This is a genomic window from Paratractidigestivibacter sp. (genome assembly GCF_052362415.1).
GTDB lineage: Bacteria > Actinomycetota > Coriobacteriia > Coriobacteriales > Atopobiaceae > Paratractidigestivibacter.
The window spans coordinates 3,233-13,190 of sequence record NZ_DAWEMK010000046.1 but is presented as its reverse complement, the minus strand read 5'-3'; the positions used below and the strand labels follow the sequence as shown (position 1 = coordinate 13,190).

9 protein-coding genes and 1 pseudogene are annotated in these 9,958 nt (G+C 64.3%); 9 read left to right on the top strand and 1 reads right to left on the bottom strand.

What is annotated here, in order from left to right; genetic code table 11:
* The 5 genes from ACT84W_RS06145 to ACT84W_RS06125 all read left to right on the top strand — a co-directional run.
* The coding region (locus ACT84W_RS06145) for a phosphoenolpyruvate carboxykinase (ATP) (protein WP_444328580.1) at nucleotides 1-371 on the top strand (371 nt) is incomplete at its 5' end.
* 163 nt (nucleotides 372-534) lie between these two features.
* Nucleotides 535-2,643 (top strand): hybrid sensor histidine kinase/response regulator, encoded by a 2,109-nt coding sequence (locus ACT84W_RS06140; protein ID WP_444328579.1) that lies wholly within the window; start codon nucleotides 535-537, stop codon nucleotides 2,641-2,643.
* A 93-nt stretch (nucleotides 2,644-2,736) separates the two neighbouring features.
* Nucleotides 2,737-2,967, top strand: coding sequence for a hypothetical protein (locus tag ACT84W_RS06135; RefSeq protein WP_444328578.1), 231 nt, complete (start codon nucleotides 2,737-2,739; stop codon nucleotides 2,965-2,967).
* Nucleotides 2,968-3,240: 273 nt separating this feature from the next.
* Nucleotides 3,241-4,230, top strand: a complete 990-nt coding sequence (locus tag ACT84W_RS06130; protein WP_444328577.1) for a DUF262 domain-containing protein — start codon at nucleotides 3,241-3,243, stop codon at nucleotides 4,228-4,230.
* A 38-nt stretch (nucleotides 4,231-4,268) separates the two neighbouring features.
* Nucleotides 4,269-4,559: a DUF6508 domain-containing protein gene (locus ACT84W_RS06125; protein WP_444328576.1), complete on the top strand. Its 291-nt coding sequence runs from the start codon at nucleotides 4,269-4,271 to the stop codon at nucleotides 4,557-4,559.
* 874 nt (nucleotides 4,560-5,433) lie between these two features.
* On the opposite strand, the gene pta is transcribed toward ACT84W_RS06125, so the two are convergent.
* Complete coding sequence (pta, locus tag ACT84W_RS06120) at nucleotides 5,434-6,414, bottom strand: phosphate acetyltransferase (RefSeq protein ID WP_417575361.1); 981 nt, start codon at nucleotides 6,412-6,414, stop codon at nucleotides 5,434-5,436.
* A gap of 199 nt (nucleotides 6,415-6,613) precedes the next feature.
* On the opposite strand from pta, the gene glf reads away from it, so the two are divergent.
* The 4 genes and pseudogenes from glf to ACT84W_RS06100 all read left to right on the top strand — a co-directional run.
* Complete coding sequence (gene glf, locus ACT84W_RS06115; RefSeq protein ID WP_432290513.1) at nucleotides 6,614-7,816, top strand: UDP-galactopyranose mutase; 1,203 nt, start codon at nucleotides 6,614-6,616, stop codon at nucleotides 7,814-7,816.
* Nucleotides 7,817-7,887: 71 nt separating this feature from the next.
* Entirely contained in the window at nucleotides 7,888-8,931 is a 1,044-nt protein-coding gene (locus tag ACT84W_RS06110) for a glycosyltransferase family 2 protein (RefSeq protein ID WP_444328575.1), read from the top strand.
* A gap of 184 nt (nucleotides 8,932-9,115) precedes the next feature.
* On the top strand, nucleotides 9,116-9,391 hold the full coding sequence (gene rpsO, locus ACT84W_RS06105) for a 30S ribosomal protein S15 (protein WP_417575358.1): 276 nt from the start codon (nucleotides 9,116-9,118) through the stop codon (nucleotides 9,389-9,391).
* Between the two features lie 141 nt (nucleotides 9,392-9,532).
* Nucleotides 9,533-9,958: pseudogene (locus ACT84W_RS06100) on the top strand (polyribonucleotide nucleotidyltransferase); the annotation flags it as partial.

The window sequence follows — 9,958 nt, the reverse complement described above, 5'->3', positions numbered from 1 at the left end:
AGATGCTCGGCGAGAAGATCGAGCACGGCGGCACCCGCGTCTACCTGATCAACACCGGCTGGACCGGCGGCTCCTACGGCACCGGCAGCCGCATCAAGCTCAAGTACACGCGCAAGATGGTCGAGGCCGCCCAGTCCGGCGTCATCGACGACTGCGAGTTCGTCCACGACGAGCGTTTCAACCTCCAGGTCCCCACGAGCTGCCCCGGCGTGCCCGACGAGCTGCTCGACCCGAAAAAGACCTGGGCGAGCCCCGAGGCCTACGCCGCCACCGCCGAGAATCTCGCCTGCATGTTCGTCGAGAACGCCGAGAAGCGCCTCCAGTCGATGTCCGACGAGGGCCGCGCCGCCGGCCCGCACCCGTTGGGCTAGAACCTGCGCGCGATAGCGCCCTGCCCAACAAAGCCAAGCTCAAGCCCCCGGCCCTCGCGCCGGGAGCTTCTTTGTAATGCTTTTACCAATCGTCTGAACAACACTTCCGCCGGCATTGTGCCACCCGTAGAATGGGTATCCGATGACAAGAGGTGCTTAATCTATGGGTAATGCTTCCGTAAATGAATCAGAGGCCAGCGGCGACGGGCTCCTCGCCTCGCTCTACCGCGTCCGCCGCGTGCTGGAGAGCCTGACCGCCGACTTCACCGCGGTCTACATCATCGATTTGGACACCGGCATGGCCGAGGTCATGAAGGTGGGGCAGGACACCAACGCTTCCGTGCTCCTGGGCGGCTCCGCTACCGCGCGCGTTGACTGGGCCGACGTCGCCGCCCGCTACATCCAGTCCTTCATCCCCCAGAAGGAGCGTGCGGCGCTGACCTCCGCGATCTCGCTCGTAAGCCTCGGCGCCGCCGTCGCGGGCGGGGAGCGCACGACCTTCCGCTACGAGGCCTTCCCGAACAAGGCGGGCCATCGCTTCTTTGAGGGGCAGATCGTGCCGCTCGCAGGCGACGACGCCTCCCGACGCGTGCTTTTGGGCTTCCGCTACATCGACCCCATCGTCGAGGAGGAGCGCATTCGCGAGGCGCGCCTCAAGGTGCTGCTGCAGGAGCAGCGCCTCTCGAACGAGATCCTCTCGGCAATCTCGAAGATCTACTTCATGATCTATCACATCGACCTGTCCGAGGACTTCTACGAGGAGATCTCCAGCTACGGCGACGCGCACCGGCTCACGGGCGACGCGGGACGGGCGTCGAAAAAGCTGCTCGAGCTCGCCGAGGCGCTCGTCGATGACGACTACCAGGAAGCCGTCATCACCTTCTTCAACCTCCAGACGCTCCCCGCGCGCCTCGCTAGCTGCGAGAACATAGCCATCGAGTACCTCATTCGCGACGGCAACTGGCACACGGCCCGCTTCATCGCCAGACGCCGCGACGACGCGGGCACGCTCACCCACGTGCTTCTCGTCACGAGCTCGATCAGCGACGCCCGTCGCCGGGAAGAGAAGCTCACCATCATCGCGCAGAGCGAGCGCGCCGCCAACGAGGCGAAGACCGACTTCCTCTCGCGCATGGCGCACGACATCCGCACCCCGATGAACGCCATCCAGGGTTTCAACGAGCTCGCGAAGAAGGACGCGGGCGACCCCGCCAAGCTCTCCGAGGACCTCGAGCGCGTGTCCGAGGGCTGCAAGCTCCTCACGCAGATCGTCAACGACGTGCTCGAGATCGCCCGCATCGAGAAGGGCGCCATGGACCTCCACGCCGAGCCGACGAGCGTGCGTGAGTTCTTCGGCTCCCTCGAGCGCCTAAGCGAGCTCAAGGGCGAGAACGACATCAGGATCACCAAGCTCGACCTCCACGACGTCCAGCACGATGTGCTCGTCTTCGACCCCCTGCGCCTGCGCCAGGTTGTCATGAACCTGCTGTCCAACGCCTCTAAGTACACGCCCCTGGACGGCCGCGTGGAGCTCGAGATGTTCGAGGGGGCCTCGACGCGCAAAGGCTGCGCGCGGCTCGTCGCCAAGGTGAGCGACACCGGCCGCGGCATGAGCCCGGAGTTCATGCAGCGCATGTACAACCGCTTCGAGCGCGAGCACGACACCCGCGTGAGCGCGATCCGCGGAAGCGGCCTCGGCCTCTCCATCGTCAAGGAGGTCGTCGACCTCATGGGCGGCACCATCACGTGCCAGAGCGAGGTGGGGGAGGGCACGCGCTTCACCGTGACCTTCGACTTCCCGATCGCGGGGCCTTCGGAAACGAAGAAGCCCGAGGCGCCCGCCGAGGAGCTCTCCCTCGAGGAGGCAAAGGAAGTCTGCTGCGGCTTGCGGGTCCTCATCGCCGAGGACAACGACCTTAACTACGAGCTCGAGTCGACGCTGCTCGGCGTGGCTGGCGTCACTTGCGAGCGGGCTGTGGACGGCTTCGTGGCCCAGGCGATGTTCTCCGCGAGCCCGGACGGCTACTACGACGCGATCCTCATGGACATGCAGATGCCCAAGATGACGGGCATCGAGTCCGCCCGCGCCGTGCGCGCCGTCGGAACCAACTATGCCCGCCGCATCCCGATTATCGCCCTCACCGCGAACGCCTTCAAGCGCGACCGCAAGGCCTGCCTCGAGGCCGGCATGGACGCCCACCTGGCCAAGCCCTTCAACGCGGCGATCGTCCTGCGCACGTTGGCGCACTTGGCTTCGCATCCGCGCGAGTAGGTGCCTCGCTGCGGTTATCCACTGGGCAGGTCCGCTACGGCGACGTCCCTTCTTTGCTCGGCTCTCGGGCTGCGCACCGAGGCTCAGAGCCCCGTGCTGAGGCTCGCGCTGCAGGTGCTCGGCGATCTCCGCGGCTTGGGTATTGACAGCTCCGACATCGATAAGGTCGGGTATGTGCGCACCGCTACGGAGGTTTCGCCCGACAACTCGGCGCTCATGAGGAACGTCAAGAAGCATGAGATCGGCCTGCAGCGCCCGATCGTGGACGTGTCGTATGCTGTGCTGGCATCTGCGCACGCTATGGGCGAGCGTGTGCCTGAGTAGGGGGATATCTCGATCCAGTTCGACGATTCCATCATCCAGGACACCGAGGTCGAGAAGGATCGCGACATGAAGGAGGTCTCAGCCGGGCTGTTGCTGCCCTGGGAGTACCGGATGTGCTGGTGTGGGGAGACGAAGCGACGGCGAGCAAAAGCGTCGGTGAGAATGCCGGCGCTCGTGAAGCCAAGCCCTCGGTAGGGTAAACCCCCAGTCGATATGGCCTTTCTGGTTGGGCCAGATTAGGCCTTTCTCGTTATCAATTCCGCAACGGTCAAAGTGCTTCTATCTACCTCCGGTCAGCTGGAGATCATCGACGGCCAGCAGCGCCTCACCACCATCATGCTCCTGCTGCGTGCCTTCTACGACAAGTTCGCCAATATGAAGGATAAGCAGTCTGTGAAGATGCGCGAGGCCATCGCCCGCTGTGTGTGGAAGACGGACGAGTTCGACGAGCCCGACATGGAGCGCTTCAAGATCGACTCCGAGGTGGCCTCGGACAACGACAAGGGCGAGTTCCTCGAGATCTTGCGCGAGGGCCACGTGGGCGCCGGCTGGAAGAGCGCCTTCGCCCGCAACTTCGCCTACTTCCAGAAAAAGATCGAGCAGCTGGTGAGCGAATGGCCCACCTACACCGTCTACATGGCCACGCGCGTCATCAACAACGTGATCCTGCTGCCCATTGAGGCAGAGTCGCAGGACACTGCGCTGCGCATCTTCTCCACCCTGAACGACCGTGGACTCCCGCTCTCGGACGCCGACATCTTCAAGAGCCAGTTCTACAAGCACTACTCCGACGAGGGCCGCAAGGACGAGTTCATCCGCCGCTGGAAGGTGCTCGAGGCCGGCGCCAACGCCATCTTCCGCCCCATGCGCGGCACGCCCATGGACGAGCTCTTCACGCGCTACATGTACTACCGCCGCGCGAGGCTCGGCATCCGCGGCACCACCACCGCGTCTCTGCGCGACTTCTTCGGCGCGGACGGCTACGCCATGCTCAAGGAGGAGGGCACGCTCGGCGACCTGGAGGCGCTCCTGGGCTTCTGGCACAAGGTCGACGCGCAGGAGGGCTTCAGCGACCGGGTCCTGCGCAGGCTCTTCGTGCTGAACTACGCGCCCAACGGCATGTGGTCCTATCTCGTGAGCGTGTGGTTCCTCTCCAACCGCGACGCCGAGGGCAACCTGGACCCGCTTTCCAAGCGCGCGAACCTCGAGGCGCTGGGCAACAAGGCCCTGCTCGAGAAGCGCGTGAACAGTACGAGAAACTGACCAAGTACGCCGGCACGCTCGCCGGGAGGGAGCTGGGCGTGGAGCTCGGCGGCGGGACCCTCGGCATGGACGACTTCATCGAGGACTTCTACGCCCTCGACGGGTTCGCCGACACGGACTACTTCGAGACTCTCAAGCGCTACGGGGTCGATACCGAGAACGGCATCGACTCGTGCGATGTAGAACACGCTGGCCTCGACCTAGTGAGGGCTTGCATTACATGGTGTGTACGCGGAGACCGCTTCTGCGACGGCTGCATGCGGGCGTACGTCGAGTGTGGTTTCGTCGATCGCTGCTTGCTGAGGCTTAAGGAGCTTGACGAGGGCTGAGCGCCGCCCCGGTGGGCTTCTGTGCGTGGTGGTCTCGGCGGCGCCCGGCGGGCTTGCTGGTGCGTCTGCTGCGGCTGCGGCGCCCTCGCTTGCGTCGGCGCAAAGATCGCTGCAACCGGTGGCTGACGGTGACCGGTTGGTTGCTTCGGGCTGTCTGCCCCCGCCAGCTGCCCAGGGACGACGCGAGACGGCGCGGGCAACCCTGGTAACGCAAGCGCGGATGCCCCTTGTTTGGTGGGCGACGGCACGTAGCGGCCCTGGGCCGCTGGGCGGGGGAGGCAGAATAGTTCTTTCTTGCGAGGGGCGGTTGATGGCTGGCAAGAGTCTCTTTGCGGGCAGCAATTGCCGGCTTTGCTCTCGGTTGTGGTGTGCTCGCCGCCTCTTGACGGCCGTGGGAACCGTGCGCGGCTCTTGGGATAACCGTCTGCGCTGCCTCTTGGCAGCGGGATTGCGGCTGGCGGGATTACCAACCGTTTTCGTTTTTGGCAGCGTTGCCTATCGGCAACTCGGGCGATCAGGTTGTTAGCTATCAACAACCGTCTTGCAGGTTGAACGGGGAAGGGCAACCGTTCTCGGCGTCTCTCGGCGGTGGTTGCCTTTAGCTTGTTTGCACTGTGCTATAGCTATGTACTGTGAGGCACAGCTGCAGAGTCCTATTTGTCCCTTCACAGTTGATCCTGCGTTTGCTCACAAGAAAGGGGCTCAGACCATAAGGCCTGGGCCCCTTTCTTTCGTACCGGGAGTCAAATACCTGCGAGTCGGGCCTCTCGCCCTTTATTCGCGCGAATCGCGAGCAATGCGAGCGAGGGGCGAAGCCCCGAGCGCTGAGCAGCGAATAAAGGGCAAGGGGCCACAACCACGACGATCTTGTTTTTTACTCCGCCATCTGGGCCTGGACCGCGGTGATCGCCACGACGCCCACGATGTCGTCGGCGGAGCAGCCGCGCGAGAGGTCGTTGACGGGCTTGGCGATGCCCTGCAGGATCGGGCCGTAGGCGTCGGCGCCGCCGAAGCGCTGGACGAGCTTGTAGCCGATGTTGCCGGCCTCAAGGTCAGGGAAGACGAGGATGTTGGCGTTGCCGGCGACCGCGGAGCCCGGGGCCTTGAGGTCGGCGACGGACTGGACGAGCGCGGCGTCGAGCTGGAGGTCGCCGTCGAGGGCGAGCTCGGGGTTCTTCTCGTTGGCGAGCTTCACGGCCTCCTGGACCTTAGCGGGGACGTCGCCCTTGGCGGAGCCCATGGTCGAGAACGAGAGCATGGCGACCTTCGGCTCGGTGCCGGGCATGAAGGCCTTCCAGGACTCGGCGGAGGCAAGCGCGATCTCGGAGAGCTCGTCGGCATTCGGGTCGATGTTCAGGCCGCAGTCGGCGAACAGCAGGGTGCCGTCGGCGCCGTACTGCGGGGTTTTGGTGCACATGATGAAGAAGGCCGAGACGAGCTTGGTGCCGGGGGCGGTCTTCAGGATCTGCAGCGCGGGGCGCAGGGTGTTGGCGGTGGAGTGGCACGCGCCGGACACGAGGCCGTCGGCGTCGCCCATCTTGACCATCATGGTGCCGAAGTAGGTGGCGTCGTTCATCTGCTCGAGGGCCTCGGGTAGGGTCACGCCCTTCTTCTTGCGGAGCTCGGCGAAGGCCTCGGCGTAGGCCTGCTTCTTGTCGGAGCTGCGCGGGTCGATGACGGTCACGCCCTCGACGTCGATGGTCGCCGGGTCGCCGAGGATGACGAGGTTCGCGAGGCCCTCGTCGACGATCTTCTTCGCGGCCTCGATGGTGCGGGGATCCTCGCCCTCGGGCAGGACGATGGTCTTCTTGTCGGACTTGGCGGCCGCCTTCATGCGGTCAAGGAACTCGCTCATGTACGATCTCCTCCACAAAATCTGCTCTATCGGTTCCTGCTGCACCCCACATTTCGTGGTCATAGGGCCGCTCGGCGGGGCAAGCTCGAACATTATAGGTTCTTGGTGCTAGAATCGTTCGGACATTACGGCGAGAGGACAACGATTTTCTCGCCACTGGCGCGGGCGCCAGGACTGTACCCTTCCTGAGAGGAACCACATGAACATCCAGAGCGGTCTCGGCGCGGGCTTCAACGCGGAATCCTATGACGCCCTCGTCGTCGGCTGCGGCTACGCGGGCTGCGTCTGCGCGCGCCGCCTCGCGGAGGCCTGCGGCATGAAGGTCGCGATCCTCGAGCGCCGCGAGCACATCGCGGGCAACGCCTACGACTACGAGGACGAGGCCGGCATCCTCGTCCACAAGTACGGCCCGCACATCTACCACACCACCAACGAGCGCGTGAACCAGTTCCTCTCGCGCTTCACGGAGTGGACCGACTACCAGCACAAGGTTCTCGCCAACATCCACGGCACCCTGATGCCCGTCCCCTTTAACCACAAGTCCCTGAAGCTCGCCTTCGGCGACGATAAGGGCGAGCGCCTCTACCAGAAGCTCGTGGCGACCTTCGGCGAGAACAAGAAGGTCCCTATCATGGAGCTCCGCGAGAAGAACGACCCCGAGCTCGTCGAGGTCGCGGACTACGTGTTCGAGAACGTCTTCCTTCACTACACGATGAAGCAGTGGGGCCAGACCCCCGACCAGATCGACCCGTCGATCACCGGTCGCGTGCCCGTCTTCGTCGGCGACGACGACCGCTACTTCCCCGGCGCCCCCTTCCAGGGCATGCCGGCCGAGGGCTACACCAAGCTCTTCGAGCACATGCTCGACCACGACCTGATCAACGTCTTCGTCGACGTCGACGCCCGCGACGTGCTCCAGGTCACCTCCGGCTCCGTCCTCGTGGGCGGCAAGCCCTACGCCGGCGAGGTCATCTACACCGGCCCCTTGGACGAGCTCTTCGGCCTCGATCTCGGCGCGCTGCCGTACCGCACGCTCGACATGGTCTTTGAGACCCTCGACCAGGACCAGTTCCAGCCCGTGGGTACCGTCAACTACACCACGAGCGAGGACTTCACGCGCATCACCGAGTTCAAGAACATGACGGGCCAGGTCGTCCCCGGCAAGACCACGATCATGAAGGAGTACTCCAAGGCCTACACCCCCGGCTCCGGCGAGACTCCCTACTACGCCATCCTCGAGGACGCGAACACCGAGCTCTACAAGAAGTACCGCGACCGCGTCTCCGGCGCGCTCAACTTCCACTGCGTCGGCCGCCTCGCCGAGTACCGCTACTACGACATGGACGGCGTCGTGGCATCCGCGCTCGACCTTTCCGACGAGCTTATCTCCCAGCACAACTAGCGCGCAGCTCCGAGTCCTGGGGGCGGGCCCTGAGCGACCCGCCCCCTTCTATGTTCATAAGGACGTGACCCATGGCATCCACGAGCAAGACCATCACCTTCGGCATCCCGTGCTACAACTCGGCCGAGTACATGGACAAGTGCATCCTCTCGATCCTCGAGGGGTCGAGCTACGCCGACGACGTGCAGATCGTGATCGTCGACGACGGCAGCGCCAAGGACGACACCCCGGCCAAGGCCGACGAGTGGCAGGCGCGCTACCCCGAGCTCATCAAGGCCGTCCACCAGCAGAACGGCGGCCACGGCGTCGCCGTCATGAAGGCTGTGGCGAACGCCGACGGCGCGTACTTCAAGAACATCGACTCCGACGACTGGGCCGACGCCGAGGCGCTGCAGGCGCTTCTCGCGCAGCTCAGGCGCTTCATCAGCATGGACGAGAAGGTCGACCTCGTCATCACCAACTACGTCTACGAGCACGTCGAGGACAACACGCGCAACGTCGTGGACTACCGCCACGTCCTTCCGCGCAACAAGGTCTTCGACTGGTCGCAGATCGGCCACTTCAAGATGAGCCAGTACCTGCTCATGCACGCGCTCACGTACCGCACCGAGACCCTGCGCGCAGCGAACCTCCAGATGCCGCCCCACACGTTCTACGTGGACAACATCTACGCCTACGTGCCGTTCCCGCTGTGCCACAGCATCTATTACCTCGACGTGGATCTCTACCGCTACTACATCGGGCGTGAGGACCAGTCCGTCAACGAGAAGGTCCTCACGAGCCGCGTCGACCACTACTGGCGCGTCGCCCGCGTGATGATGCAGGCCTACCACGTCTACGACGACATCACCTGTGCGAAGCTGCGCAGCTACATGATGAACTACTTCACCATCATCATGGCCATCTGCTCGGTCTTCTCCAAGCTGTCCGACCGCGAGGACGCCATGGACGAGCTCCAGAAGCTCTGGGACGAGCTCAAGGCCTACGACCCGCGCATGTACCGCCGCGCCAAGCACGGCGTCGTCGGCCTCGCCACCAACCTCCCCGGCAAGGTGGGCGAGAAGATCACCATCGGCGGCTACCGCGTCGCCCAGAAGGTCGTCAAGTTCAACTGACCAACAGCCGGTGACAGTCATTGCGTGCAGCTTCCAGTGTTGGTGGGTGGATTTGTGTGCGTCGCGTGGCGCGGGGCGCCGATGTGGTAACCTACGTAAGGTTTGTTGGTACCCCGCACCTGGTTGCCCGTTCCCACCGACGGCGAACCCGGTCAGGGGCGAATCACAGAAAGGTGGATCAAGCATGATCACCAAGGAGCAGAAGGCCGAGCTCGTCAAGAAGTACGGCAAGTCCGACACCGACACCGGTTCCGCCGAGGTCCAGGTCGCCATCCTCTCCGCCCGTATCAAGGAGCTCACCGAGCACATGAAGTCCCACCAGAAGGACTTCCACACCCGCCGCGGCCTCCTCATGCTCGTCGGTAAGCGTCGTCGTCTTCTTTCCTACATCAAGAAGAACGACATCGAGAACTACCGTAACCTCATCAAGAGCCTCGGTATCCGCGACAACATCCAGTAAGTCGCACAGATTCACCAAAACGGGGGCGCCTGCGGGCGCCCCTTGTCGTGTATCCCGGGAAGAGCCCGGGCTGCGCAGCGGGGAAGGGCCCCGCAAGATGGCCCGCCGGCAAAGGGGCTGGCGGAGATAAGGGAAATAGATATGGCTAAAGTCACCCATGAGTTCGAACTCTACGGCAAGCACTACGCCCTGGAGACCGGCGAGCTCGCTAAGCAGGCCACCGGCGCCGTCCTCGTGCGCAGCGGCGAGTCCACGGTCCTTCTGACCGCCGTTGTGTCCAAGGAGCGCAAGGACTACGACTTCTTCCCCCTGACGGTCGACTTCATCGAGAAGATGTACGCCGTGGGCCGCATCCCGGGCGGCTACCTCAAGCGCGAGGCGCGTCCTTCCGAGAAGGCCACCCTCACCGCCCGCATGATCGACCGCCCGCTGCGCCCGTCCTTCCCGGCCGGCTTCCGCAACGAGGTCCAGGTCGTCGCCACGACGCTCGTCGCCGACCAGGTGAACCCCGTCGACACCATCTGCGTCATGGCCGCCTCCGCCGCCCTCACCGTCGGCGGCGTGCCC